22 protein-coding genes and 1 pseudogene are annotated in these 26,645 nt (G+C 63.9%); 18 read left to right on the top strand and 5 right to left on the bottom strand.

Annotated elements, in window-relative coordinates; all coding sequences use genetic code 11:
* The first annotated feature begins 220 nt into the window (after positions 1 to 220).
* The 8 genes and pseudogenes from U0O11_RS15250 to U0O11_RS15215 all read left to right on the top strand — a co-directional run bounded on the left by U0O11_RS15250 (position 221) and on the right by U0O11_RS15215 (position 9,216).
* On the top strand, positions 221 to 2,605 hold the full coding sequence (locus U0O11_RS15250) for an LPS-assembly protein LptD (RefSeq protein ID WP_442872661.1): 2,385 nt from the start codon (positions 221 to 223) through the stop codon (positions 2,603 to 2,605).
* A gap of 82 nt (positions 2,606 to 2,687) precedes the next feature.
* Positions 2,688 to 3,971, top strand: coding sequence for a peptidylprolyl isomerase (locus tag U0O11_RS15245; protein WP_043334629.1), 1,284 nt, complete (start codon positions 2,688 to 2,690; stop codon positions 3,969 to 3,971).
* A 27-nt stretch (positions 3,972 to 3,998) separates the two neighbouring features.
* Positions 3,999 to 5,015 (top strand): 4-hydroxythreonine-4-phosphate dehydrogenase PdxA, encoded by a 1,017-nt coding sequence (gene pdxA / locus U0O11_RS15240; RefSeq protein ID WP_324690640.1) that lies wholly within the window; start codon positions 3,999 to 4,001, stop codon positions 5,013 to 5,015.
* Between the two features lie 194 nt (positions 5,016 to 5,209).
* A pseudogene (gene rsmA / locus U0O11_RS15235) lies at positions 5,210 to 5,998 on the top strand (16S rRNA (adenine(1518)-N(6)/adenine(1519)-N(6))-dimethyltransferase RsmA); the annotation flags it as partial.
* A 185-nt stretch (positions 5,999 to 6,183) separates the two neighbouring features.
* Positions 6,184 to 6,564, top strand: a complete 381-nt coding sequence (apaG, locus tag U0O11_RS15230) for a Co2+/Mg2+ efflux protein ApaG (protein WP_043334633.1) — start codon at positions 6,184 to 6,186, stop codon at positions 6,562 to 6,564.
* 71 nt (positions 6,565 to 6,635) lie between these two features.
* On the top strand, positions 6,636 to 7,475 hold the full coding sequence (locus U0O11_RS15225; protein WP_043334635.1) for a symmetrical bis(5'-nucleosyl)-tetraphosphatase: 840 nt from the start codon (positions 6,636 to 6,638) through the stop codon (positions 7,473 to 7,475).
* A 78-nt stretch (positions 7,476 to 7,553) separates the two neighbouring features.
* The gene (gene glpE / locus U0O11_RS15220) at positions 7,554 to 7,880 is read left to right on the top strand and encodes a thiosulfate sulfurtransferase GlpE (protein ID WP_043334637.1); all 327 of its coding nucleotides are present in this window, start codon (positions 7,554 to 7,556) and stop codon (positions 7,878 to 7,880) included.
* A gap of 91 nt (positions 7,881 to 7,971) precedes the next feature.
* Positions 7,972 to 9,216, top strand: coding sequence for a polynucleotide adenylyltransferase (locus U0O11_RS15215; RefSeq protein ID WP_216060519.1), 1,245 nt, complete (start codon positions 7,972 to 7,974; stop codon positions 9,214 to 9,216).
* A gap of 196 nt (positions 9,217 to 9,412) precedes the next feature.
* On the opposite strand, the gene U0O11_RS15210 is transcribed toward U0O11_RS15215, so the two are convergent.
* A complete protein-coding gene (locus U0O11_RS15210) occupies positions 9,413 to 10,033 on the bottom strand; it encodes a glycerol-3-phosphate acyltransferase (RefSeq protein ID WP_279837381.1) in 621 nt (206 codons plus the stop codon).
* Between the two features lie 161 nt (positions 10,034 to 10,194).
* Between U0O11_RS15210 and folB the strand changes: the two genes are divergently transcribed.
* The gene (folB, locus tag U0O11_RS15205) at positions 10,195 to 10,572 is read left to right on the top strand and encodes a dihydroneopterin aldolase (protein ID WP_043334640.1); all 378 of its coding nucleotides are present in this window, start codon (positions 10,195 to 10,197) and stop codon (positions 10,570 to 10,572) included.
* On the top strand, positions 10,569 to 11,108 hold the full coding sequence (gene folK, locus U0O11_RS15200; RefSeq protein WP_131432744.1) for a 2-amino-4-hydroxy-6-hydroxymethyldihydropteridine diphosphokinase: 540 nt from the start codon (positions 10,569 to 10,571) through the stop codon (positions 11,106 to 11,108). Before folB ends, folK begins: the two co-directional genes overlap by 4 nt.
* 159 nt (positions 11,109 to 11,267) lie before the next feature.
* Here the strand turns inward: folK and tsaD are convergent, their stop codons facing one another.
* On the bottom strand, positions 11,268 to 12,308 hold the full coding sequence (gene tsaD / locus U0O11_RS15195; RefSeq protein WP_054557225.1) for a tRNA (adenosine(37)-N6)-threonylcarbamoyltransferase complex transferase subunit TsaD: 1,041 nt from the start codon (positions 12,306 to 12,308) through the stop codon (positions 11,268 to 11,270).
* 425 nt (positions 12,309 to 12,733) lie between these two features.
* Between tsaD and rpsU the strand changes: the two genes are divergently transcribed.
* From rpsU to rpoD, 3 genes are all read left to right on the top strand, one after another.
* Positions 12,734 to 12,949, top strand: coding sequence for a 30S ribosomal protein S21 (gene rpsU, locus U0O11_RS15190; RefSeq protein ID WP_024951433.1), 216 nt, complete (start codon positions 12,734 to 12,736; stop codon positions 12,947 to 12,949).
* A 228-nt stretch (positions 12,950 to 13,177) separates the two neighbouring features.
* The gene (gene dnaG, locus U0O11_RS15185) at positions 13,178 to 15,274 is read left to right on the top strand and encodes a DNA primase (RefSeq protein ID WP_279837382.1); all 2,097 of its coding nucleotides are present in this window, start codon (positions 13,178 to 13,180) and stop codon (positions 15,272 to 15,274) included.
* 326 nt (positions 15,275 to 15,600) lie between these two features.
* Positions 15,601 to 17,439, top strand: coding sequence for an RNA polymerase sigma factor RpoD (rpoD, locus tag U0O11_RS15180; RefSeq protein WP_043334650.1), 1,839 nt, complete (start codon positions 15,601 to 15,603; stop codon positions 17,437 to 17,439).
* Between the two features lie 210 nt (positions 17,440 to 17,649).
* On the opposite strand, the gene U0O11_RS15175 is transcribed toward rpoD, so the two are convergent.
* From U0O11_RS15175 to U0O11_RS15165, 3 genes are all read right to left on the bottom strand, one after another.
* Positions 17,650 to 17,976 carry a hypothetical protein gene (locus tag U0O11_RS15175; protein ID WP_054557224.1) on the bottom strand — a complete coding sequence of 109 codons (327 nt, stop codon included), beginning with the start codon at positions 17,974 to 17,976 and terminating at the stop codon, positions 17,650 to 17,652.
* Positions 17,977 to 18,413: 437 nt separating this feature from the next.
* On the bottom strand, positions 18,414 to 19,148 hold the full coding sequence (locus U0O11_RS15170; RefSeq protein ID WP_279837384.1) for a hypothetical protein: 735 nt from the start codon (positions 19,146 to 19,148) through the stop codon (positions 18,414 to 18,416).
* 153 nt (positions 19,149 to 19,301) lie between these two features.
* Positions 19,302 to 20,312, bottom strand: coding sequence for a LysR substrate-binding domain-containing protein (locus U0O11_RS15165; protein WP_131432742.1), 1,011 nt, complete (start codon positions 20,310 to 20,312; stop codon positions 19,302 to 19,304).
* Positions 20,313 to 20,576: 264 nt separating this feature from the next.
* Here U0O11_RS15165 and U0O11_RS15160 point away from each other — a divergent pair, with 264 nt between their 5' ends.
* The 5 genes from U0O11_RS15160 to U0O11_RS15140 all read left to right on the top strand — a co-directional run bounded on the left by U0O11_RS15160 (position 20,577) and on the right by U0O11_RS15140 (position 26,645).
* Positions 20,577 to 21,959 (top strand): L-serine ammonia-lyase, encoded by a 1,383-nt coding sequence (locus tag U0O11_RS15160; protein WP_131432741.1) that lies wholly within the window; start codon positions 20,577 to 20,579, stop codon positions 21,957 to 21,959.
* A gap of 618 nt (positions 21,960 to 22,577) precedes the next feature.
* The gene (locus tag U0O11_RS15155; protein ID WP_279837385.1) at positions 22,578 to 23,411 is read left to right on the top strand and encodes an ABC transporter ATP-binding protein; all 834 of its coding nucleotides are present in this window, start codon (positions 22,578 to 22,580) and stop codon (positions 23,409 to 23,411) included.
* The gene (locus tag U0O11_RS15150) at positions 23,408 to 24,205 is read left to right on the top strand and encodes an ABC transporter ATP-binding protein (protein ID WP_442872634.1); all 798 of its coding nucleotides are present in this window, start codon (positions 23,408 to 23,410) and stop codon (positions 24,203 to 24,205) included. The genes U0O11_RS15155 and U0O11_RS15150 overlap by 4 nt, the downstream gene beginning before the upstream one ends.
* Before the next feature lie 263 nt (positions 24,206 to 24,468).
* Complete coding sequence (locus U0O11_RS15145) at positions 24,469 to 25,650, top strand: ABC transporter substrate-binding protein (protein ID WP_279837394.1); 1,182 nt, start codon at positions 24,469 to 24,471, stop codon at positions 25,648 to 25,650.
* A 107-nt stretch (positions 25,651 to 25,757) separates the two neighbouring features.
* On the top strand, positions 25,758 to 26,645 hold the full coding sequence (locus tag U0O11_RS15140) for a branched-chain amino acid ABC transporter permease (RefSeq protein ID WP_043334657.1): 888 nt from the start codon (positions 25,758 to 25,760) through the stop codon (positions 26,643 to 26,645).

Raw genomic sequence — 26,645 nt, 5'->3', positions numbered from 1 at the left:
CAGAGCAGCCATGGCCCAGCGCAGCCATTCATCCCATCCGGGCAAGCCGACGACCGCTCCCGGGCGACGTCAGCGTCGCTTCGCGACTCCCTCTCTGTCTGCTCATTCCCGGCAGGCACCGATAGCCCGATTGGGCGATGACCGCCCGGTCTGGCAGCTCAAGCCACTGGTTTTCCGTCTGTTGTGGACCTTGGCGCCTCTGGCCGCCGGCGCCCCTCTGATGGCACAGGCCGCTCCGCCCGAGCCCCTGTCAGCCAGTCAGCTCGACTGGCAGCCCTATGATGAGGTGCCGCAGGGCAAGCTGTGCTCCGGGCGCTATGTCACGCCGGCCTACCGTATCGAGGCGGGCGACACGCCGGAGCAGGTCACGACCTCGGCCGACAAGGCCAACTACGGCAACGATGGCGTCGCCACCCTGATGGGGGAGGTGGTGCTGCGCCGCGGCGATTCCCAGCTGGAATCGCCCGAGGTCAGCGTCAACGAGGCGCGTGACACCGCCACTGCCAAGGGGCCTGTCACCTATCGCCAGCCCGGAGTCCTGCTGCGCGGCGACGACGCGCGGGTCTCGCTCAACAGCGATGCGGCCAGCGTCGACAACGGTCACTACGTCTTTCATGAGCAGCACGTGCGCGGCGACGCAGTGCAGCTGGCGCGTCTCGAGGATGGTCGCTACCGCCTGAAGGATGCCAGCTTCACCTCCTGCGAGCCGGGCAACAGCCTGTGGCGTCTGGTCGGCAGCGACATCACCATCGATCAGGACTCCGGCTGGGGAACGGCCAAGCATGCGCGCATGGAAATGGGCGGCGTGCCGGTCTTCTACTGGCCCTACGTGCGCTTCCCGGTCGATGACCGTCGCCACACGGGCCTGCTGTGGCCGCAGTTCAGCTACACCAGCTCCAGCGGCTTCGATTACGCCCAGCCGATCTACTTGAATCTGGCCCCCAATTACGATGCCACCCTCACGCCGCGTTACATCTCCGAGCGTGGCGAGATGCTGGAAGGCGAGTTCCGCTATCTATTGCCGCGTGGCGAGGAAGGCAGCATCGAGGGTGCCTGGCTCGCCGATGACGATGGCGGCAGCGACCCCGACGATGACGAGGAAGATCTGATCGGCGAGGACCGCTGGTACATCAACTACCAGCATGCTGGCCGCTATGATGCCCGTACCGACTACCAGTTGAAGTACGGCGCCGCCTCCGACGGCAATTATTTCGACGACTTCGGGCGCAATTTCGGGGAAACGGAAACCGATAGCCTCGAGCGTCTGGCACAGCTCGATTACCACGGCGATGTCTGGGACCTGCAGTTCAAGGCGCAGGGCTACCAGCGCATGGACTACCCGCTGGATAACGATGACAAGCCGTTCTACCGTCTGCCGAGCCTGACCGCGGATGGCCGCTGGAGTCAGTCCAACGGCTTCTACGAAGAGTGGAATTCCAACGCGACCTACTTCTGGCGTGATGTCGATGAGACGGATACCGACATCGACGAAGACCAGGCCGCCAATGGTTCGCGCCTGCGTCTGGCGCCGGCGCTGGGCTGGCGCAGCGATCAGAGCTGGAGCTTCATCGAGCCGCGCGCGCAGCTGGTCAGCCTGTCATACAGCCTGGACTACGGTGACCGCGAGACCGACCGCAGCACCAGCCCGTCCGCCACCATCCCGGTGCTGTCACTGGACAGCGGCCTGATCTTCGATCGCGAGACCGAATGGTTCGGCGACGGCTATACCCAGACACTGGAGCCGCGCCTCTATTACGCCTACGTGCCGGAGGTCGACCAGTCCGATCTGCCCGACTTCGACACCTCGGAAGACGCCTTCAGCTGGAATCAGCTGTGGTCGCCGTACCGCTTCAGCGGGGGTGACCGGGTCGGCGATACCAACAAGGTCTCCTACGGCGTGTCGTCACGCTTCATCAGCGGTGAAAGCGGCCGTGAACGCCTCAAGCTGGGTGTCGGCCAGTCGAGCTACCTGTCGGACCGCAACATCGACATGGACGGTGATCCGGACAAGACCTCACGCTCCGACTTCGACAGCTACTCCGACTACTATCGTGCGACGCGTGACCGCTCGCCGGTGGTCTTCCAGGCCGATGTGGTGCTCAACGACCAGTGGACCGCCTCCCAGGCCGTGTTCCAGGATTTCGATCGTGGCGTGACCGAAAGTGCCCAGACCTCGCTGCGTTATCGCGCGGAACAAGGCACGGTACTGAACTTTGGCTTCAATCGTGAGATCGAAGGCTTCGTGCCTTACGACGATGAGGACGCGGATGACGTGCTGGGCTATACCCGCAACGAGTGGGATTTCTCCTTCGCGACGCCGATGAGCGAGAGCTGGTCGCTGCTGGGCCGCTACATGTATGACAGCACCAATTCCCGTTCACTGGAGAAGGTGTTGGGCGTGCAGTACAACGATTGCTGCTACGGCGTGCAGGTCACCTGGCGTGAATGGCAGGATGACAACGACACCGCCAACACCATCTCGGATGACGAAGAGAAGAATGGCATCTTCCTGACCTTTGAATTCAAGGGCTTGGGAGGCGTTGGCCAGAGTGCTGACAGCTACCTGGAACAGGCCGTACCGGGCTATCGCAACGCGGGCTTCTGAGTCGCCGCGCCAGGCCGTGAATGACGCCAAGGCGCCGCCGCAGGGTGGCGCCATCAACATTTTTACGCCGAGAGAACATGTGATGCGCAAGACCCTGATTGCCCCGCTGGGGCTGGCATTTGTGCTGGCGAGTCTGCCGGCCGGTGCCGCCGAGTTGCTCGACCGCGTGGTTGCCGTGGTCAACAAGGACGCCATCATGCAAAGCGACATGGAGCAGCGCGTCACCCAGGCGAGTCAGCAGTTGCAGAGCCGTGGCATCAACCTGCCGCCGCGCGACGTGCTGGAGCGTCAGGTTCTTGATCGTATGGTCAACGAGCAGATTCAGCTGCAGCTGGCGGAGCAGGCCAATCTCAGCATCGATGACACCCAGCTCAACGCCACCCTGCGCGGCATCGCCAAGGACAACGGCATGAGCCTGGAAGCCTTCGCGGACAAGCTCGAGCAGGATGGCATGTCACTGGCCCAGGTGCGCGATCAGGTGCGTCGTGAGCTGCTGGTGCAGCAGATCCAGCAGCGCAGCGTCGCCAGCCGGGTGCGGATCTCCGATCGTGAGATAGACCGCTATCTCAACCAGCAGAATGTCGGCAGCGACGTCCAGTACCATCTGGCCCACCTGCTGGTGGCACTGCCCCAGGAGCCGACGCCGGATCAGGTCAAGGCCGCGCGCGCCAAGGCCGACAGCCTGCGTCAGCAGATCGAGCAGGGCACCGATTTCGCCCAGCTGGCTGCCGCCGAATCCGCCGGCAGTCAGGCACTGAGCGGCGGTGATCTCGGCTGGCGTTCCGGCGGTGAGCTGCCGACGGTGTTCGCCGATGTCATTCCGAACATGCAGGCCGGTCAGGTCTCCGAGCCGCTGCGCAGTGCCAGCGGTTATCACCTCGTCAAGCTGATCGAGAAGCGTGGCGCGGGCAAGGCGTTGATCTCCCAGACGCGCGCACGCCACATCCTGATCCAGCCCAACCCGAACCTCAGCGATCAGCAGGCGCTTGAGCGTGCCGAGTCCATTCGCCGCCGTCTGCTGGGAGGCGAGGATTTCGCCGCGCTGGCTCAGGAATTCAGCGACGACAAGGGCAGCTCTCTCAAGGGCGGCGAGCTGGGCTGGGTCAGCCCGGGCCAGACGGTCTCCTCCTTCGAGACAGCCATGAATGGTCTGGACGTGGGCGAGATCAGCCAGCCGGTCAAGAGCCGCTTCGGCTACCACATCATCGAAGTCGAGGAGCGTCGCCAGCAGGATGTGACCAACTCCAGCCAGCGTGACAAGGTGCGCAAGACCCTGTTCCAGCGCAAGCTCAATGATGAGCTCGAAGCCTGGCAGCAGCAGGTGCGTGCCGAGGCCTATGTCGACAACCGTCTCGATGAGCAGTAAGTCCGAGTGGAGCAGCGAGACACCGTCATGAATCGTCGCGAAGAGATTGCGCCCGACATCATCGCCCTGACCGCCGGTGAGCCGGCGGGTATCGGCCCGGAACTTCTGGTCATGCTGGCCGGTCAGGCGGAAGCGTTCCCCGCGCAGCTGGTCGCCGTGGCGGACCCCGCCTTGCTGGTCAGTCGTGCCCGCCTGCTGAGACTGCCGCTGGTGGTGCATGAGCTGGCGCCGGGTGACCCGCTGCCGCCGGCCCGCAATGGTGAGCTGGCCGTGTGGCCGGTGCCGCTGGCAGTGCCCAGCGAGCCGGGCGTGATCGATGCGCGCAATGGCGATCATGTGCTGGCGATGCTGGATGTCGCCATCGCCGCCTGCCAGGCGGGGCATGCCAGCGCGATGGTGACGGCGCCGCTGTCCAAGGCCGCCGTGATCGAGGCCGGGCATGCGGGCTTCACCGGCCACACCGAATACCTGCGCGATGCCTGCGGGGTCGAGGAAGTGGTCATGATGCTGGCGTGCCCCGGGCTGCGGGTGGCGCTGGCCACCACGCACCTGCCGCTGCGCGAGGTGGCCGATGCCATCACGCCCGAGGGCCTGACGCGGGTGATGAAGATCCTCGCCAAGGACCTGACGCGCTACTTCGGCTGTGCCGCGCCGCGCATCGCGGTGTGCGGGCTCAATCCGCATGCCGGCGAGGGCGGGCATCTGGGGCATGAGGAGATCGAGGTGATCTCCCCGACGCTCGACGCCCTGCGCGCGACCGGCATGCAGCTGGATGGCCCGCTGCCGGCCGATACCCTGTTCACGCCGCGGCATCTGGAGGGCGTGGATGCGGTACTGGCGATGTACCACGACCAGGGCCTGCCGGTGCTCAAGTATGCCGGCTTCGGTGAAGCCGCCAACATCACGCTGGGCCTGCCGATCGTGCGTACCTCCGTGGATCACGGCACGGCGCTGGACCTTGCCGGCAGCGGGCGTGCCGACGTCGGCAGCCTGTTGCAGGCCGTGCGTGTCGCCATCGAGATGGCAGCCGCCGCGCGAGCCTGAGATAATCCCCGCATCACTCGGGCGTGACCGCATGGCGGCACGTCAGGCGTGCGCCACCGCGTGGCGTCTCGCTACCCCAGTCATTCGACCATCGAGGATGGTCTCGCCGCCCCGGTCTGCCTGTGTCCCTGCAGGCCATGGCGGCGTCTTGTTGTCGGGAATCCCGACGGATTCCCAGGAGGAAGGTCAGTCCCATGTCCCAACATTTCCCCGCGCATCGTGCTCGCAAGCGTTTCGGTCAGAACTTTCTGCAGGACCTTGGCGTCATCTCTCGCATCGTGAATGCCATTCGTCCCGCGGAAGGCGAGCGCCTGGTCGAGATCGGCCCGGGGCAGGGTGCCTTGACCGGCCCGCTGCTGGAAGCGGCAGGCAAGCTGGAAGTCATCGAGCTGGACCGTGACCTCATCCCGGGTCTGCGCGTGCAGTTCTTCAACTACCCGGACTTCGTGATCCACGAAGGCGATGCCCTGCGTTTCGACTTCCCGGAGCTGGTCGGTGATGGCCCGGCACTGCGCGTGGTCGGCAACCTGCCGTACAACATCTCCACCCCGCTGATCTTCCACCTGCTGGAAGCACGCGGCGCAATCTCCGACATGCACTTCATGCTGCAGAAGGAAGTCGTCGAGCGTCTGGCCGCCGAGCCGGGTGGCACCGACTGGGGCCGCCTGTCGGTGATGACCCAGTATTACTGCGCGGTGGAAAATCTGTTCCTGGTGCCGCCGAGCGCCTTCTTCCCGGCGCCGAAGGTGGATTCCGCCATCGTGCGTCTGGTGCCGCACCGTGAATTGCCGCATCCGGCCAAGGACGAGAAGCTGCTCGCCGTCATCGTGCGCGAAGCCTTCTCCCAGCGCCGCAAGACGCTGCGCAACAACTTCAAGGGCCGCATCGATGCCGACCAGCTGACCGCGCTGGGCATCGATCCCTCGCGTCGTCCGCAGACACTGACCGTCGCTGAGCTGGTGATGATCAGCAACCACCTCAGTGAGCAGGGCATGACGGTGGACAAGGCCGACAAGGCACCGAAGAAGCGTCCACGCAGCAATGTCGGCCACGGTGCGCCGGCAGCCGACAGTGCCAGTGGTAGTGATGGGAATAGTGACAGTGGCGAGCGCCTCGATGCCGAGAGCGATGCCAAGGGCGACGCCCGCAACGCCAGCGACCACGACGCATGAGTAGCGTGGCGGACATCCGTATCGACGCCGTACCCGAGTACTGCGCCGACGAGAGTCGTCCGAGCGAGAACCGACACGTGTTCCGCTACACCATCACCGTGCACAACGGGACGGATGAGACCGTGCAGCTGCTGGCGCGCTACTGGAAGATCACCCAGGGCAGCGGCGATGAGCAGGAAGTGCGTGGCAAGGGCGTGGTCGGCAAGCAGCCGCTGATCGCGCCCGGCGAGAGCTTTCGCTATACCTCGCGCGCCGTGCTCGACATGCCGGTCGGCGTGATGCAGGGGGCCTATACCTTCTGTGACGCGACCCATGCGCGCACCTTCGAGGTCGCCATCGCACCGTTCCGTCTCGCCGGTCCGCATCAGGTTCACTAGGGTGGCCGCGTGACGCAGCGTTTCGTATTCAAGACAGCAAGTCAGGCCGCCACGGCGGTCAGGGAGTGGGCATGACGCAGTGGGCGATTGGCGATTTGCAGGGCTGCCATCAAGAGTTCGAACTTCTGTTGCAGCGCCTCGATTTCACGCCGGGGCGCGATGTGCTGTGGCTGGCGGGAGACCTGGTCAATCGCGGGCCGGGCTCGCTGGAGTGCCTGCGTCTGGTCAAGTCGCTGGGCGATGATGCGCGGGTGGTGCTGGGCAACCATGACCTCCACCTGCTGGCGGTGGCTGAGGGCTTCAGCCGCCACAAGCGCTCCGATACGCTGACGCCGATTCTCGAGGCGCCGGACCGTGAGGAGCTGCTGGACTGGCTGCGTCGTCAGCCGCTGATGGTGGATGCGCTGGTCGGCAATCGCCGCACGGTGATGAGCCATGCCGGCGTGTTGCCGAGCTGGACGCTGGACCAGGCGGCCGGTTATGCCCGCGAAGCGCACGCCGTGCTGGCGGGCGACGACTATCGAGGCTTTCTCGGCGAGATGTACGGCAATACGCCGGACCGCTGGCAGGAGGATCTCGAAGGCACGCCGCGCCTGCGCTGCATCGTCAATGTCTTCACGCGCATGCGCTTTCTGCACAGTGATGGCCGACTGGATTTCGCGGCCAAGGAAGGACTGGACAGCGCGCCGGAGGGGTGCCGTCCCTGGTTCCAGTATCCGCGTCCCGAAGGGGCCTGGGATGATTCGCCGCGCCTGCTGTTCGGTCACTGGGCTGCTCTGGAAGGCGAGACGCCGGCGGCGCGTCAGGATGTCGAGGCGCTGGACACCGGCTGCGTGTGGGGCGGTGGCCTGACGGCGCTCAATCTCGAGACGGAAGAGCGCGTCTTCGAGCCGGCGCTGACCTCGCGCTGAGCGCCCTCCCGTCGCCAGTGACAGCAGGTCTGCCGTCGCTGGCGAATGCCTTTCCCTTACTCAACAAGCGGAGTCCGCATGAGTTTCGAACATCTTGATCTCGCAACCCTCAGTGACTGGCGCCAACGCGACCCGTCGCTCGTGGTACTCGATATCCGCGATCCGCTCAGCTTCACGCAGGGGCGTATCCCGGGCAGCCGTCATCTGGACAACGCCAGTGCCGCTGCCATCCTGGAAGACACCCCGCGCGACAAGCCGCTGGTGGTGGTCTGCTATCACGGCCATTCCAGTCAGCAGGCCGCCGCCTGGCTGGCGGGGCAGGGCTTCGAGAAGGTCTATTCCCTCGATGGTGGCTTTACCCAGTACCAACTGACGCATGGCGATGACGTCGAGAGCGGTAGCTGACGCCGCCTGCACGTGACTGCCATCACTGGCCTTACTTCCTCGCTTTCCTCATTCAGCTTTGTATCTCGTGCCGCAGGGCAAGGACATTCGCATGACTCAGACGACGCCTTCTTCACTGACCGATTCGCGTGACCGCCTGTTGAGCGGGCTTGAGGTCTATCGCGTGGGCGGCGCGGTGCGTGATGCGCGCCTGGGTTGGCCGTGGCACGAGTGTGACTTCGTGGTGGTGGGCGCGACGGTGGAAGACATGCAGGCGCGTGGCTTCCGGCCGGTCGGGCGGGACTTCCCGGTCTTCCTGCATCCGCAGACCCAGGAGGAGTACGCGCTGGCGCGTACCGAGCGCAAGTCCGGCCACGGGTATGTCGGCTTCAGCGTGCATGCCAGCCCCGATGTGACGCTGGAAGAGGACCTCATTCGTCGCGACCTGACCATCAATGCCATGGCCGAGCCGCTCGACAGCACGCCGGGGCAGGGCGAGGTGATCGACCCCTACGGTGGCCTGGCGGATCTCGAGGCGCGCGTGTTGCGTCATGTCTCGAGCGCCTTCAGCGAAGACCCGCTGCGCGTATTGCGCGTGGCACGCTTTCTGGCGCGCTATCAGGGGCTCGGCTTCACGGTCGCGGAGGAGACACGGCAGATGATGGTTGCCATGGTCGAGAGCGGCGAGGTCTCGCATCTGGTGGCCGAGCGGGTCTGGAAGGAGACCGAGAAGGCGCTGGGCGAGGCCAGTCCCGAAGCCTACTTCCAGCTGCTCGATGAGCTGGGGGCGCTGGCGGTGCTGATGCCGCCGCTGACCCGCGATGCCGAGCAGCTCGCAGCGGCACTGGCGCGTCTGGACCGCCTGCCGCGTCAGCTGGTCGATGAGGCGGAGATGGTCTGCTGGCGTATGGCGCGCCTGGTGGAGCACCTGTCACGCGACGAGATCGATGCCCTGGCGCAGGACTTGCGCCTGCCCAGCGCCGTGCGTGACGCCGCCCAGCAGGCGCGTCTGTGCCGGGAATTGAACGAGGCCTCGCGGCGGGAAGGTGGCGTGAGCGCAGCAGACCTCAAGGCCTGGCTGGATGGTGTCGATGCCTGGCGGCGTGGCGAGCGCCAGTCGGTGCTGGTGGCCCTGCTGGCGGTCGAGGACAAGGGGCTGGCACGGTTGGGCAATGCCGTCTGGCAAGCCGCGACGGCGGTGTCGCCGCAGTCTCTGGTCGAACAGGGCCTGAAAGGGGCGGAGATCGGGCGTGCGCTCAGCGAGCAGCGCCAGCAGGCCATCGAGCAGGCGCTGAGCGAATGGCAGGCCATGCCGGAAGTGCACGCGCCTCATTGCGGCTGCGGACACAGTCACTGATCACCTGCCCGCTGCTGAGCACCTGGCCTGAGCACCTGCTCTGAGCAAATGATCCGAGTATATGACCCCGAAAGCCCCGGTCCTGCGCCGGGGCTTTTGCGTCGTGGCATCAGGAAGGGTTTTGTGAGGCGGAGCGTGCTGTTTATGGGCAGAGCGTGTTTCCATGAGCGGAGCGCAGCGTGTGAGCAAAACATGCTTACAGGCGCGGCTCGCTGCCATCGCTCAGGCGGCGCAGATTCAGCGCATGACGAATCACGATCAGGCTGGCGAAGACCAGAATCACGCCGCTCATCTGCGGCGCCAGCCACAGGCTGAACAGGGGTGCCGCCAGGCCGGCCACCAGCGAGGCGATGGCCGCCGTGCGCAGTCGCCAGGCCAGCCCGACCCACAGCGCGGCGCAGCTCAAGGCGACGCCCGGCGCCAGCATCAGCAGCACGCCAAAGGCAGCGGCCACGGCCTTGCCGCCGCGATGGCCGCGGTGCCACAGCGGCAGGCTGTGGCCGATCAGCACGGCCAGTCCGATCAACCCCAGTGCCCAGGGCGGCAGCGAGAGCGCCAGCCCCAGCCAGAGTGCCGGCATGCCCTTGGTAGCATCGAAGACCAGCACCAGAGCGGCGGGCAGCGCGCCATGCAATCGCAGCACATTGGAGAAGCCCGGGTTGAAGGACCCCGCCAGGCGTGGGTCGGCCAGCCCCAGTCGCTGACAGATCCACACCGCGCCCAGCACCGAACCGCTGGCATAGGCCACGGCCATCAGCAGGCTCAACTGTTGCCAGCTGGCTAGTTGCGCGGCCCACTCGATCAGGCCTGTCAGCATGATGTCGACTCGTTGCGTGCCCGAGGTGTCGCACACAGGCAGGGAGAGAGGGGCAGGCAGCTTGGCCAAGCAGGGGCCGGGTGCAGTAGAATCAGTCGCATGATGGCGGGGCCTTGGGCGTCGTTTTTATTCGTTCATTCGACAAGCATAGAGGTAACGCCGTGGATCGTGTGCTGATCGAGGCTCTGGCCGTGGAAACCGTGATTGGGGTCTATGACTGGGAGCGTACCATTCGCCAGCGTCTGGTGATGGATCTGGAAATGGCCACGGATATTCGTGCCGCAGCTGCCGACGATGACCTGACGCACACCCTGGACTACGCCGCCATCAGTGCGCGCATCCAGACCTTCGCCGAAGAGAGCCACTTCGAGCTGGTGGAAACCTTCGCCGAGCGCCTGGCAGCGCTGCTGCGTGAAGAGTTCGGCATTCCCTGGCTGACCATGACGGTGCGCAAGCCGGGCGCCGTGCCGGAAGCCGCCGCCGTTGGCGTGCGCATCGTGCGCGGCAGCCTCGAGACCGTCTCGGATGCGCCGGCATGAGTCTGGTACTGATCTCCATCGGTAGCAATATCGAGCGCGAGCATCATGTGCGGGTCTGCCTGGATGCGCTGGAGGCGACCTTCGGCAACCTGACGCTGTCCTCCGTCTACGAGAGCGAGCCGGTGGGCTTCGTCGACGGGCGCAACTTCCTCAACCTGGTCGCAGGTTTCGAGAGTGACTGGAGCGTCGGCGAATTGCAGGCTTGGTGCAAGCAGCTCGAGCTGGCCAATGGTCGCCTCAAGAACAGCGCCAAGTTCAGTCCACGCACCCTGGATCTGGACCTGCTGACCGTCGGTACCCTGACCGGGGAGGTCGATGGCGTGATGCTGCCGCGCGATGAGGTCGATCGCAATGCCTTCGTGCTGCTGCCGCTGGCCGAGTCGTTCGGCGAAGAGCGCCACCCCGTCTCCGGAGAGGATTACGCTTCGCTTTGGAAGGCGTTCGTGGCCGCCGGGCGCGCCGAACAACAGCCGCTATGGCCGGTGGACTTCAGCTGGCGTTGCCGCATGATCTCTCGCGCCGATGCCACGGTCTGACACTGCTCTCTGATGTCTCGGTCTGACACCATCAGGCGCCACGTTGCCGGTGTCAGTGTCCGGCGGTGAGTGTGACCTGCCCCTCAACAACAACGCCCTGCCGATGAGAATCGGCAGGGCGTTGTTGTTGAGGGGCAGGGTACTGGCGTCTGGCAGGGCTCAGTCCTGCGCTGTGCTCGGGGCCGCCAGGCTGTCCAGCGGCCAGCGCGGCACGGCCTTCATCGGGCCGGTGTCCTGCTCGCCGGCATTCAGGCGCTGCGCGCCCACGTAGGCGATCATCGCGCCGTTGTCGGTGCAGAAGCGGCCACGCGGGTAGTAGGCGCGGGCATTGCGCTTGGTCAGCTCATGGCTCAGACGCTCACGCAGACGGGTGTTGGCACTCACGCCGCCGGCGACGACCAGGCGTTTGAGACCGGTCTGGTCCAGCGCGCGACGACACTTGATGACCAGGGTGTCGACCACGGCTTCCTCGAAGGCGCGTGCGATATCGGCGCAGTGCTGCTCATCCAGGTCGTCCGCAGCCTTGGCCTTCTTGAGCGTGACCATGGTGTGGGTCTTGAGGCCGGAGAAGCTGAAGTCGAGGCCCGGGCGGTCCGTCATCGGGCGCGGGAAGCGATAGCGTTTGGGGTCGCCCTGTTCGGCCAGCTTCGCGACCTGCGGGCCACCGGGGTAGGGCAGTTCCAGCATCTTGGCGGCCTTGTCGAAGGCTTCGCCGGCGGCGTCATCCACGGACTCGCCGAGCAGCTCGTATTCGCCCAGTCCGCGCACCGCGACCAGCTGGGTGTGTCCGCCGGAGACCAGCAGCGCCACGAAGGGGAATTCCGGTGCATCGTCTTCCAGCATTGGCGCCAGCAGGTGGCCTTCCATGTGGTGGACGCCGAGCACCGGCACTCCCCATGCCTTGGCAAGCCCGTGTGCGGTGGACGCGCCGACCATCAGTGCGCCGACCAGGCCCGGGCCTGCGGTATAGGTGATGGCATCGATGTCAGCGGCCTTCAGCTGCGCCTCATCCATCACCTGCTGGATCAGCGGCAGCAGCTTGCGAGTGTGATCACGCGACGCCAGTTCCGGCACCACGCCGCCGAACTCGGCGTGCATGGCGATCTGGCTGTAGAGGGCATCTGCAAGCAGGCCCTGGTCCGTGTCGTAGATGGCGACGCCGGTCTCGTCGCAGGAAGTCTCGATGCCGAGCACACGCATGGCTGACTCTCAGGAAATATCAGAAGTAGAGGGCGGCACGGCCAGCGAGGCTGCCTGAGCGAGCCCGAGAGGCGTGTGTGCCGTGAATGCGCGACATTCTACTGGCTGTGAGCACGGGTGTCGCGCCAGCTGGCGTTGAGGCAGAGAGGATTTCCGGTTTCCGCGTTTGCAAAGCCGGGGGCGGGTGTCTAGAATATGGCACTCTGCAAGACTGGGTCGTGCATCCGACCACCCCGCAAAAGCTCCCCGAATCATGATTCCAGCCAGCGACGGCTACCCTCACCGGTGGTGTCGCAGGCGACTGATTGATGCTGGATCGACCTGCAGGTGGCGGTTTACCGTCGCTGGCTGGTGGCTCCTGAGGAGTGGCTGCACCGGATGTGCGTTCAAACCGAACTCATGATCTCAAGGTAGGTGAGTGTTTAATGCCTTCAGTTAAAGTACGTGACAACGAGCCGTTCGACGTCGCCCTGCGCCGTTTCAAGCGCTCCTGCGAAAAAGCCGGTGTTCTTTCCGAAGTGCGTCGTCGTGAGCACTACGAGAAGCCGACAGCTGTTCGCAAGCGTCAGCAGGCGGCCGCTGTAAAGCGCCACGCCAAGAAGGTTCAGCGTGAGCGCAAGCGTTTCGAGCGTCTCTACTGATCCGTACTTTTGGGGAGTGATAGTCTGCTCTCTGGAAGGACACCAAGCGGCTGCCTCACGGTGGCCGCTTGTTTTTGTCTCTAGTGGTCCGTTTGTTCTCGAGCCGTGTGCCGTTGCCTGGCGCATGTCGCTAACTCGAGGAATGGCCTGACCTGAAGGTAGCCGCTCACTTTGCTGAGCCGACACTATCTTGCGGTCAGTCCGTTTTTCCACGACTTCTGGCGAATCATGGCTGGTCTCATCCCCCAAGGCTTCATTGACGATCTGCTGGCCCGCACCGACGTGGTCGAGGTGGTGGGTGAGCGCGTCCAGCTGAAGAAGGCCGGCAAGAGCTATGTCGGCCTCTGCCCGTTCCATCAGGAAAACTCTCCCTCGTTCAACGTCATCCCGGACAAGCAGTTCTATCACTGCTTCGGGTGCGGGGCGAGCGGCAGTGCCCTCAAGTTCCTGATGGAGTTCGATCGCCTGCCGTTCCCTGAGGCCGTCGAACAGTTGGCCTCGCGGCTGGCGCTTGAAGTGCCGCGCGAAGGCGGCAACCAGAGTCCGCATGAGCGCCGTGAGCGCCAGCGTCGTGAGCAGGCCCGCGAAGAGGGCGTCAATCTGCTCGAGGCGGCCGCGGACTTCTATCGTCAGCGCCTGACGGAGCCGGCCGCGCAGCCGGCACGTGAGTATCTGGAAGGCCGTGGTCTGTCGCGTGAGGTCATGCGTGATTTCGGCATCGGCTTCGCGCCGGAAGGCTGGGAGCACCTCAAGCATCACCTGAGCAAGCTGGGTGTCAGCGAGGATGTGCAGATCGAATACGGTCTGCTGATCCATCACGAGGAAAGCGGTCGCCGCTATGACCGCTTCCGCGATCGCGTGATGTTCCCGATCCGTGACTGGAAAGGCCGCACCATCGCCTTCGGCGGTCGCGTGATGGGCGACGCCAAGCCCAAATACCTGAATTCTCCCGAGACTCCCGTCTTCCACAAGGGACGCGAGCTCTACGGTCTGTTTGAAGCCCGTGAGGCGAATCGCAAGCTGGAACGCATGCTGATCGTCGAAGGCTACATGGACGTGGTGGCACTGGCGCAGTACGGCATTCGCAATGCCTGCGCGACCCTGGGCACCGCGACCAGTGAGGAGCACCTCAAGCGCCTCTATCGCCTGGTCGATGAGGTGGTGTTCTGCTTCGACGGCGACAAGGCCGGTCGGCAGGCGGCGCGCCGCGCGCTGGAGACCGTGCTCGAGGTCATGATCGATGGCCGTCAGGCGCGCTTCCTGTTCCTGCCGGAAGGCGAGGACCCGGATTCCCTGGTGCGCAGCGAGGGTCAGGAGGCATTCGAGAAGCGTGTCACCTGCGCCTCCGGGCTCTCCGAGTTCCTGTTCGAGCAGGCCGCGGAAGGACGCGACCTCAAGCGCATGGAGCAGCTCGAGCGGTTCGTGACCCAAGCGCTGGAGTGGATCTCGCGCGTGCCCGAAGGGGTGCTGCGCTCGCTGCTGCTCAAGGAGCTTGAGCGGCGCAGTGGTCTGGAGCGTGAGCGGCTGGACGCCATGCTGGTGGAGCGCGCCGCGGCGCGTGAAGCCCAGCAGGCACGGCTGCGTCAGCACCAGCAACTACGTCAGCACCCTCAGCAACCGCAGCGTTCGCAACAGCAGCAACGTCAGCCCGGCGCGACACATTCGGCACCGCGTTCAACGCCCGCTGCCAGTCCTCAGGACGGCGCGACGCTGAGTGACGCGCAGGATGAGTGGTCGTCGCTGGAGGCGATGGCAGATGCCGGCTTCGGCGACAGCGAGCCCGATGGCTGGCAGCCGGATGACTGGCAGTCGCATGGCGAGATGCCTGCGGGCCAGGGCGCTCAAGCCGCGCGCGCGACGCCGGCCAGGTCTCAGAAGCGCACCTCGGTCAGCATGCTGACGCGCCTGTTGCATCTTCTGGTGCACGAGCCGCAGCTGGTCGCCGAGCTGCCTGACTCCAATGAGTGGATCGAAGGCGCGGGCGAGCCGGCCGACAGCGAGGATGCGCAGCTGTTGAACGACGTGGTGCGTCTCTTGAAGGCGGGGCAGTATCGTTCGCCACAGGTGCTGTTGGCGCACTTCCTCGGCACCGCACAGGGGCCGAGGCTTGAGCAGCTGGCAGCCCGCGAATTGCTGATTCCGCGTGACGTGCGCAGCGAAGAGCTGAAGGGGCTGGTGGAGCATTGCCAGCATCAGCAGGCGCGCACCACGCCGGAAGCGGAATATCAGGCCTTGCTGGCCAAGGAAAAGCGTGGCGAGAAGTTGTCGGCAGAAGAGAAGCAGCGGCTGATGGCCCTGCTGATGGAGCTGGCAACACGGCGCTGACGCAGTCTCGGTGCCAGGAAGGCCGACAATGGTGGAAATGCCGTGAGAGCTGAGGCGATGGCGCAGGAAAATACGCCCCATGGCCTTGAAAGACGCACTCATGCCCACTATTTAATGAGGTAGCTCCCGATGCGGACTGCCGCAACGTAACCGATAACGCTAACACACCTGGATGGTCCGGCAAATACGCCGCTGGCAGCATCTCCTGATGGCACGCTATACTGGTGCGCTTGATGCTCTCTTCGTCCCTATACCGGCGCCATGCTCACTCGCTGAGCCGCGTCGCGTCCAGGTGCTTCATTCTTCTTCGTCGAGATAGGGGTTCTATGGCTGGTAATGCGCAGCAGCAGTCGCGTCTCAAGGAGTTGATCGCGCGCGGCAAGGAACAGGGTTACCTGACCTATGCCGAGGTCAACGATCACCTGCCCGAGGATATCGCTGATCCCGAACAGGTGGAAGACATCATCAGCATGATCAACGATATGGGCATCAAGGTCGCGGAAGAAGCGCCCGATGCCGATACCTTGATGATGTCTGATTCCTCCACTGACGAGTCTGCCGCCGAAGAGGCCGTTGCCGCCCTCGCCGCGGTGGAAAGCGATGTGGGGCGCACCACCGACCCCGTCCGCATGTACATGCGTGAGATGGGCACCGTGGAACTTCTGACCCGTGAAGGCGAAATCAAGATCGCCAAGCGGATCGAGGAGGGCACGCGTGAGGTGATGTCGTCGCTGGCATTCTTGCCGGGGGCAGTCGACTCCATCCTGGAAGCCTATGACGGCACTCTGGGCGAAGACGGCGGACGTCTGTCCGATCTCTTCTCCGGTTTCATCGACCCTGACGAAGGCGTGCCGGGTGTCGCCGAAGTCGAAGTCGAGGAAGTCGAAGAGATTCCCGAGGGCGAAGAGTCCGAAGGCGACGAAGACGAAGACGACGATTCCGCCTCTGAAGGTGGCCCGGACCCCGAGCTGGCCCGCGTCCGCTTCGAGCAGATCCGTGAGCAGAACGAGGCGACCAAGGCCGCCATCGAGAAGTACGGTTCCGGCTCTGCCGAGGCGAAAGCCGAACAGGATCGTCTTGCCGAGCTGTTCTCGCCGATCAAGCTGGTGCCCAAGCACTTCGAGCGTCTGGTCGGTCAGGTTCGCGTGTCCGTCGAGCAGGTGCGCGAGCAGGAAAAGGTCATCCTGCAGATCTTCGTCAAGCGCGGCAAGGTGCCTCGCAAGAGCTTCATCAAGGCCTTCCCGGGCCACGAGTCCGACATGGACTGGTTCGACAGCTTCATCGGTGGCAGCAAGAAGTACGCCGACAAGCTCGAGCCGTTCCGTGCCGACGTGCTGCGTGCCCAGCGCAAGATCGCCTTCGAGCAGGACATGGTCCAGCTGCCGGTCAGCGAGCTGAAGGAAGTGAACCGTCGCCTGTCGATCGGTGAAGCCAAGGCGCGTCGTGCCAAGAAGGAAATGGTCGAGGCCAACCTGCGTCTGGTCATCTCCATCGCCAAGAAGTACACCAACCGTGGTCTGCAGTTCCTGGATCTCATCCAGGAAGGCAACATTGGTCTGATGAAGGCCGTGGACAAGTTCGAGTACCGTCGTGGTTACAAGTTCTCGACCTACGCCACCTGGTGGATCCGTCAGGCGATCACTCGCTCCATCGCGGACCAGGCGCGCACCATCCGTATTCCGGTGCACATGATCGAGACCATCAACAAGCTGAACCGTGTCTCGCGTCAGATGCTGCAGGAAATGGGTCGCGAGCCGACGCCGGAAGAGCTGGGCGAACGTCTCGAGATGCCGGAAGACAAGGTGCGTCGCGTACTCAAGATCGCCAAGGAGCCCATCTCCATGGAGACGCCGATCGGTGACGATGATGATTCGCACCTGGGTGACTTCATCGAGGACGGCACCATGGTCTCGCCGATCGACTCCGCCACCGGCGAAGGTCTGATCGAAGCGACCCGTGGCATCCTGTCCGGCCTGACCGCACGTGAAGCCAAGGTGCTGCGCATGCGCTTCGGTATCGACATGAACACCGACCATACCCTCGAGGAAGTCGGCAAGCAGTTCGATGTCACCCGTGAGCGTATCCGTCAGATCGAAGCGAAGGCGCTGCGCAAGCTGCGTCACCCGTCACGCTCCGAGTCACTGCGTTCCTTCATGGAAGAGTGATCTGAAGCGCTCGGGGCCACACCTGAACTGCTGGCCCCGCTGACAAGACAACGCCCGCCCCCATGCGAATGGGAGGCGGGCGTTGTCGTTTGTGGGCTTTACGTTGCGGGTCTTTCTCTACGGGCTGTGTCGCCTTCAGGCTTTTCTTTACGGACCTTGCCACCTTCGAACTGCGTCGTTAAAGGTCTGCGTGATGTGCCCTGGGGGCTATCAGGCGCCGTGGCGCAACTGGTGAGACGAAGGCGTTGCCGCCACGCTGAAGACGACACGGCCCTTGATGCATTGACGGGAGACCGGCCCCATCTGCTCGCTGCTCAAGCCGTCGGGATGCTCGCCGCGTAGCCACAGGCGGCCGTTGTCGTCGATGCGATGCAGGCGCTTGACCAGCTGGCCCAGCCTGGGATGTTCCACCACGACGGTGGCGCCGGGCGTCAATCGCCAGCGACTGGGCCAGCGCATGCTGATGATGAGGCTGTGCTGCGGGAGACTGGGGGCAAGACTATGACCGTGCAAGCGGTAGCTACTGAACCAGCGCATGTGAGGCTCCTTGAGAATGAGGGCATGACACGGTCAAGATCCTGTCGGTGCTTTCCTGTGGCAGTGGCGATAGTTGAATTGTATCCACTGCTTAGTAAAATATAATCATTCTCATTTGATGTCCAGCCGTTTTCCGTCAGTACCTCGCGCAATGGCTATCGAGAGACGCCTGTCTAGCGCAGCCTGTCGAGAGAAGACTGTCGAGCAGAGACTGTTGAGCAGAGACTGTTGAGCAGAGCCTGTTGAGAGTAGAAACGAAAAAAAGCCGCGGCTCAGGTGAGCAGCGGCTTTTGGGAGAGTCACGGGTCTGTCTGTCTCTTGCGCTTCACGCTGTGCTTCATGTCACGTCACTTCGCGTTGTTTCATGGGGCAGGGCGAAGTGACGGTCGTGCGACAGGTCATGCGCGCAGCTCGGCAAGAGGGTTTTGCTGCCGGGCTCAGTCGTTGGCGTTGAGCTCACGCAGCAGGGCGCGGCGCTGGCGGCCCATGCGGATCGCCAGCAGCACGATCTCGATCACGGCGATGGCCATCAGGGTGTAGCCGAACAGTTCGGTGACTTCCTCGGCGGCATTCTTGACCGAACGCAGGTAGGAGTCCCCCATCAGGGTTTCCCAGAATTCCGAGCGACCGTAGAGGCGTGAGAAGACGTAGGTCGCCAGGAAGCCGGCGCCGAACAGGCCGAACGCGAAGCTGCGTCCGAAGTGCTCGAACTCGGCAATGAAGCGGTTGCGGTTGCGCCATACGCCGATGATGACCGGGATCGCGACCACGCTGACCAGGAACTGCCAGCTGCCATCGCCGATCATGCCGTCGAGCAGGGCGTCCTGTTCACGGATCAGGGACGCCGCGAACAGACCGAACAGCAGCAGGCTGATGGTGCGCAGGTCCGGCAGGCGTGAATGCACCAGCCACATGGTGGCTGCGCTCAAGGCCAACAGAGTGCTCTGCATGTGTTCTGTCCAGCTGGCTTCGCTGAAGCCGACATCACCGAAGTGGTGGGCATCATGCATGACCAGCGACATCATCGCGGCCACCAGCGGCGCATAGATGGCCAGGCGCAGGCAGGCTTGCATGAAGAGCGAAGTGGGCTTGCGCCCATACAGCGGCTGTTCGGCGCTGATGGGGAGCGGAACAGCGTTATGGTGCTGGGTATGCGAAGTCAGGCGAGACAAGGGACTCTCCGGACAGTCCATGGACTGCCTGTCAGGGTGAGGGTGTTGTTTGCCTGCTCATTATAACGATGCAAAGGTGCTCAGTTAATATTCTGGTAAGAAAACTGTGAGATTCCATTTCAGCATCGATGTTGCGCCGAGCGGAAATGTTCGTCAGCTCTGACGTAACCGATCCCGCTCGGCTTCCTCGACGATCCAGTCATGCACGGCCTGGATGCGGCCATCATCCAGGGTGCCGTGGGGATGGACGATGACGTAGCGCTTGCCGGTCAGTACCCGCTGCGCGAAGGGCGCGATCAGCGTGCCGCGCGACAGCTCGTCGGTGATCAGCGTGCGCCTTGCCATCGCGACTCCCATGCCGGCGATGGCAGCCTCCATCGACAGGTGGTTGCGGTTGAAGGTATAGCCACGCTGAACGTTGATCTCGGGCGCGCCGATGCTGGCCAGATAGAATTCCCACTCGGCGTGGTCGTGACTGCCGCGCCAGGCGGTGATGTCGTGCAGCAGCGGATACCAGGCGAGGTCCTCTGCGCTGCGCAGCGGCGGGCGGCCGCGCATCAGGCCGGGATGGCAGACGGGGAAGATCTCCTCCTCCATCAGGTCGGTGACCTGCATGCCCGGGTAGTGGCCGTCGTTGAGGTCGACTGCCAGCTCGAAATCACCCTCGCGCAGCGGTGAGTCACTGTCCTCGGCGCGCACGTGCAGCTCGATATCCGGAAAGCGTGCCTGTAGGCGCGGCAGCCGGGGCGCCAGCCATTTGGAGAGAAATGACGGCACCGAACGCAACCTGAGCACACCACTCATCAAGCCGCTGCGCAGCCGTTTGACCTCCAGTCCCACCGCGCTATAGGACTGCTCCACGACACGCGCCAGTCGAGCGCCTTCTCCTGTCAGCTCGAGTCCGCGTGAACGACGCAGAAACAGCTTGAAGCCCAGCCGCTCCTCCAGCTGCTTGATCTGCTGACTCACCGCGCCCGTGGTGACGTGCAGTTCTTCCGCCGCACGCGTGAAGGAGCCATGACGTGCGGCGCAGGCGAATACCTGCAGCCAGGCATGGGTCTGACCATTCAGGTGGCGCAGGCTCGGTGTGGTGGCGGGCGTGCCGGTCGCCGTCGGCGGCACGACGGGGCCAGTACCAGGCGTGTTGTCGAGAGAAGACGTCATGGGCGGGTCTCATGCAAGCGCTGGAGGCAGATAGTGAGGGAGAAGCCGCGATGGCCAGATGCAGATGGCGGTGATAGCTAAAGGCATCAGGGCACAAGGTGGCGCGAAGAGCATAGTTTACGCCGTTTTTGATGCATAGGGTTTAGTCAGGCTAAACCCACGACCAATTTTTATGGTTTGTCGCGTCCCGCCCCCATCCATCATCATTGCCTCATCCACTGGCAGGCGCTCAGGCGCGGCGAGTTTCCGAGATGAGGTGTTGTCATGTCCATCAGTGTATTTGATCTCTTCAAGGTCGGTGTCGGCCCCTCCAGCTCGCACACCGTCGGCCCGATGCGTGCTGCCGCGCAGTTCGTCGAGACCCTGCGCTCGCGTGACCAGCTGGAGCGCGTGGCGCGAATCGAGGTGCAGTTGCATGGTTCGCTGTCTGCCACTGGCGTAGGCCACGGCACCGACAAGGCGACCATTCTCGGTCTGATGGGCGAGCTGCCGGAAACGATCGACCCTGCGATCATCGACCCCTGCATCGAAGAGCTGCTGGAGTCCCAGACACTGCTGCTCGACAACCGCATCGCGGTGCCCTTCGTGTGGGTACGTGACATGCAGTGGCACGATGCGCCGCTGCCGTATCACCCCAATGCCATGCGTCTGATCGCCTACGGCCATCGCGATGAGCTGTATCGCAATGTCTATTACTCGGTGGGCGGCGGTTTCGTGGTCGACGAAGTCGAGGCTGCGCGTGACCCGCTGCTGGAAGACGAAAGCCTGCGTCTGCCGTATGAATTCAACACCGCCGATGAGCTGCTGGCGCTGTGTCGCATGCACAAGATGCGCATCAGCGAGCTGATGATGGCCAACGAATGTGCGCTGCGCAGTGAGACCCAGGTGCGTCGTGGGCTATGGCGCATCTGGGAAGTGATGAACGAGTGCATCGACAACGGCCTGACGCACGAAGGCGTGCTGCCCGGCGGGCTCAACGTAAAGCGCCGTGCCAAGCGACTGCATGCGCGTCTGCTGGATGTGGAATCCAGCAAGTCGATCATCACCTCGACCTTCTCGGCGATGGACTGGGTCAACCTGTTCGCGCTGGCGGTCAATGAAGAGAACGCGGCCGGTGGTCGCATGGTGACGGCGCCGACCAATGGCGCGGCCGGCATCATTCCGGCGGTGCTCAGCTATTACATGAAATTCCAGGAAGATGCTCGCGAGGAGGACGTGGTCGACTTCCTGCTCACGGCAGCCTCGGTGGGCATCCTGTGCAAGAAGAACGCCTCCATCTCCGGCGCGGAAGTCGGCTGTCAGGGCGAGGTGGGTTCTGCCTGCGCCATGGCGGCCGCCGGGCTTGCCGAGCTGATGGGCGCGACGCCGGAGCAGGTCGAGAACGCGGCGGAAATCGGTCTCGAACACAATCTGGGACTGACCTGTGACCCGATCGGCGGCCTGGTGCAGATTCCCTGCATCGAGCGCAATGCGATTGCCTCGGTCAAGGCGATCAATGCCGCCCAGATGGCGATGTGCGGCGATGGCGATCACTTCGTCTCGCTGGACAAGGCGATCCGCACCATGCGTGACACCGGCCGCGACATGCAGGACAAGTACAAGGAGACCTCCAAGGGCGGTCTCGCGGTCAACGCCATCGAATGCTGATGCGCCCAGTAGTCACTGACAGGTTCCGTGACCTGGACTGGATTGAGTCTGACTGAATTGAGTCTGCGTGAATTTAACCCGCGCGATGTGAACCTGTGTAATGTGAGCCTGAGTCGAACTGCCATGACTTTCCGCCGGAGGCCAGCCGCCTCCGGCCAAACCCGTTGTCTCTTGTCAGGTACATGATCTCCGGCCAGAGGTCATGATCTCGGCAACCCTCGTTGACGCCTCTTCGGCGCGGTATTCCGCGACGGACAGGCGTCTTTTTTATGGCGGGAATTGCGCTCATCTCGACGGTTCGGCTTTGGCTGGTGGGGGAGTCTGCCGGCCTCGAGATGTCTCGGGAGGGCTGCGTTGTAAAGAAGTCGCTGATATATCGGCTATTGGTCGAGTGAGCGCGCTTGCCGCTGGCAGCGCGCCTCTCGCTATTCTAGTTTACGTTAACGTCAGTTGCGCCGTTCGCAACGATGGCGCATATCAAGGGCCTGTGGATAGCGCCTGTTGATGCTGCGTGTCGATGACGAGCCGCGATGTTGCGGGCATCCGCGCTGACGAACTGCCCTCATGTCTCTTGGAAGACACAGACCACCGGCTTGCCGGTCAGGACGGAGTACTGACATGCCATCACCGCCCATTCAGGGGCCGCGTGCCAGCGGGGGCGCATCAGCGACGGCCCCGATTCTCGAGACGCGTGGCTTGAGCAAGGACTTTCGAGGTTTCACGGCCGTCGATGACGTCAATCTCCAGGTGCAGGAAGGGCATATCCATGCCCTGATCGGCCCCAATGGCGCCGGCAAGACGACAGTCTTCAATCTGCTGACGCGCTTTCTACCGGCCACCCGCGGCGAGATTCTCTATCGCGGCAAATCCATCACTCGCATGAAGTCGCATGAGATCGCGCGCCTGGGGTTGGTGCGCTCCTTCCAGATATCGGCGGTGTTTTCCCAGATAACGGTGCTCGAGAACGTGCGGGTCGCCCTGCAACGCCCCCAGGGCACCTCGTTTCATTTCTGGAAGCCGGAACGCAGCCTCGACAGCCTGAACGAGCAGGCGCTGCATCTGCTGGAGCAGGTAGGGCTGCGCGATGACGCCCACCGTGTGACCGCCAGTCTGCCCTATGGCCGCAAGCGCGCGCTGGAGCTGGCGACCACGCTGGCGCTTGAGCCCACGGTGATGCTGCTGGACGAGCCGACCCAGGGCATGGGCGCCGAGGATGTGGACCGCGTGGTCGAGCTGATTCGTGTCGCGGCGCGGGGCCGTACGGTGCTGATGGTCGAGCACAATCTGAGCGTGGTCAGCCGTCTGTGCGATCGCATCAGCGTGCTGGCGCGCGGCCGGGTGCTGGCGGAAGGCGATTACGCCAGCGTGTCGGCCAACCCCGAGGTGCGTGAAGCGTATCTGGGCAGTGAAGCGCCCGAGTCCACGGCGGATGAGCACAAGGAGGTTTCATGACGGTGGTTATGGAGCAGGCGACGGACAGGCAAGCCTCGACGGCCGACTCGCCGCTGGGGGAAGAGCAGCTCTGCCTGCGCGAGCTGAACGCCTGGTATGGCGAGTCCCATGTGCTGCATGGCGTCAACATGACGGTGCGGCGCGGCGAACTGGTGACCTTGCTGGGGCGCAACGGGGCCGGTCGCAGCAGCACGCTGCGCGCGATCATGAACATGGTCGGCCGGCGCAGCGGAGAGATTCTCATCAAGGGGCAGGACAGCATGGGGCTGGCGCCGCATCGCATCGCCCATCTCGGTGTCGGCTTCTGCCCCGAGGAGCGTGGCATCTTCGCCAGCCTGAGCGTCGAGGAGAATCTGCTGCTGCCACCGCTGGTCAGGAGCACAGGACATGACCAGAGCCAGAGCCAGAGCCAGGGCCAGGGCATGTCGCTGGATGAGCTCTATGCGCTGTTCCCCAATCTGCATGAGCGGCGCACCAGTCAGGGCACGCGCCTCTCCGGTGGCGAGCAGCAGATGCTGGCGTTGGCGCGCATCCTGCGCACCGGGGCGGACCTGCTGCTGCTGGATGAGATCACCGAGGGTCTGGCGCCGGTCATCAACCAGAAGCTGGCCGAAGTGCTGATGATGCTGAAGGCGCGCGGCATGACCATCGTGCTGGTGGAGCAGAACTTCCGCTTTGCCGCACCGCTGGCCGACCGTCATTACCTGATGGAGCACGGCACCATTCTGGAAGAGATCAGCGCGGCCGAATTGCCGGCCCGCCACGAATATCTGCACAAGGTACTGGGGGTCTGAGCTCCCGCTCGGGCTGAGCTGCACAGGGCTGGCCGCCATGCACGGCCTTTGCACTCGTCCATCTGAAGTCCGTACGTCTCGCCACAACAATCACAATATTGCCGGGAAACCGGTCTGGAGATGTCATGCACGCCACCGCTTCATCCAACGCCACTGCTACATCCAACGCCACCGTTTCATGCAACACCACTCCTGTCGCATCACCGTTGTCACGCCGCATCACGGCGGCCACTCGCCGGCGCCTGTTGCCGCTGTCCGCGCTCATGATGGGGTCACTGTTGTCGGCGGGAATCGCGCAGGCCGATATCAGCGACGGCGTGATCAAGATCGGCTATCTGGCCGACATGTCGGGCACCTATCGTGACCTGGCAGGACCGGGCGGCCTCGATGCGCTCAAGATGGCGGTCGAGGACTTCGGCGGCAGCGTCAACGGCATGCCGATCGAGGTATTGAGTGCCGATGACCGCAACAGCGCCGATGTCGGCGCCAATACGGTGCGCGGCTGGATCGATCAGCAGAATGTCGACATGGTCGCCGGACTGGTGGCCTCATCGGTGAGCATCGCGGTGACGCGGATTCTCGCCGAACAGGACACGCTGGGAATCGTCTCCGGCTCGGCGGCTTCCAGCATCACCAATGAGCATTGCACGCCCAATCATGTCCACTGGGTGTATGACACCTACCCGCTGGCGCATGGCACGGCCAAGGCGATCGTCGATGAAGGCGGCGATAGCTGGTTCCTTTTGACCGCGGACTACGCCTTCGGTCATGCCCTGGAAGGCGATGTGGAAAAGGTGGTGAACGAGAACGGCGGCACCATCGTCGGCAAGGTACGTCATCCGTTCCCGACCAGTGATTTCTCCTCCTACATCCTGCAGGCGCAGGGCTCCGGGGCCAAGATCGTCGGGTTGGCCAACGCCGGGTCGGACACCGTCAATGCGCTGACCACGGCGAGCCAGTTCGGCGTGGTGCAGGCCGGGCAGTCGCTGGCGGGGCTGTTGATCTTCCTCAATGACGTGCATGCCCTGGGGCTTGAGGTGGCGCAGGGGCTGCAGCTCACCACCGGCTGGTACTGGGACCTCAATGACGAGACACGTGCCTGGTCCCAGCGCTATCACGAGCGCAATGAGCGCATGCCGACCATGGTGCAGGCCGGTATCTACTCCAGCACCCTGCATTACCTGAATGCGGTCGCGGCCACCGGCAGCGATGACACCGCCACCGTGCGCGCCAAGATGGGCGAGACGCCGGTCAACGACATGTTCGCCAACAACGGCACCATCCGTGCCGATGGGCGCATGGTGCACGACATGTATCTGGTCAAGGTCAAGGCGCCCTCCGACTCCCAAGGCGAGTGGGATGTCTATGACGTGATCCGCACCATTCCCGGCGCTGAAGCCTACCGACCGCTGGCGGACAGCCAGTGCGAGCTGGTCAAGGGCTGAAGCCGAACGTCAGTCGAGTCGCTGAGGCGTATGGCATGGCGCTGCCGGTCGGATGATCGGCAGTGCCGAGCGGCTGACGCGAATGGGCGCTGAAAAGGAATGTGCGGATGACCATGATTTTTGGAATACCCCTGATGGTGCTGTTCGGTCAGCTGATGCTGGGGCTGATCAACGGTGCCTTCTATGCATTGCTGAGCCTGGGGCTGGCGGTGATCTTCGGTCTATTGCGCATCATCAACTTCGCGCATGGTGCCCAGTACATGCTGGGCGCCTTCGCGGCGCTGCTGGGAGCGCAATATCTGGGGCTCAACTACTGGACGGCGCTGATCGTGGTGCCGCTGGTGGTGGGAGCATTGGGCATCGTGGTCGAGCGTCTGCTGCTGCGGCGCATCCAGCATCTTGATCACCTCTATGGCCTGTTGCTGACCTTCGGGCTGGCGCTGATCTTCGAGGGCACGCTGGTGAATCTGTTCGGTGTCTCGGGGTCGAGCTATCCGATCCCCGAGGCGCTGAGTGGCGGCTTCAAGCTGAGCTTCATGTTCCTGCCCACCTACCGCGCCTGGGTGCTGGTGGCGGCGTTGGTGGTCTGCTTCGGAGTCTGGTTCCTGATCGAGCGCACGCGCCTCGGTGCCTATCTGCGCGCGGGAACCGAGAATCCCGAGCTGGTGCAGGCCTTCGGCATCAATGTGCCCTTGATGGTGTCGCTGACCTACGGACTCGGTGTGGCGCTTGCCGCCTTCGCCGGCGTGCTGGCCGCGCCCCTGTATCCCGTCTCGCCGACCATGGGCTCGAGCCTGCTGATCGTGGTGTTCGCGGTGGTGGTCATCGGCGGGATGGGCTCGATTCTCGGTGCCATCCTCACCGGGCTCGCGATGGGGCTGATCGAGGGGCTGACCAAGGTGTTCTATCCCGAGGCTGCCAATACCGTGATCTTCGTGGTGATGGTGATGGTGTTGATGCTTCGCCCTGCCGGGCTGTTCGGAAAGGAGGCCTGA

It is taken from the genome of Cobetia sp. D5 (assembly GCF_035666195.1).
Taxonomy (GTDB): Bacteria; Pseudomonadota; Gammaproteobacteria; order Pseudomonadales; family Halomonadaceae; genus Cobetia; species Cobetia amphilecti.
This window is presented reverse-complemented; position numbering and strand designations above follow the sequence as displayed.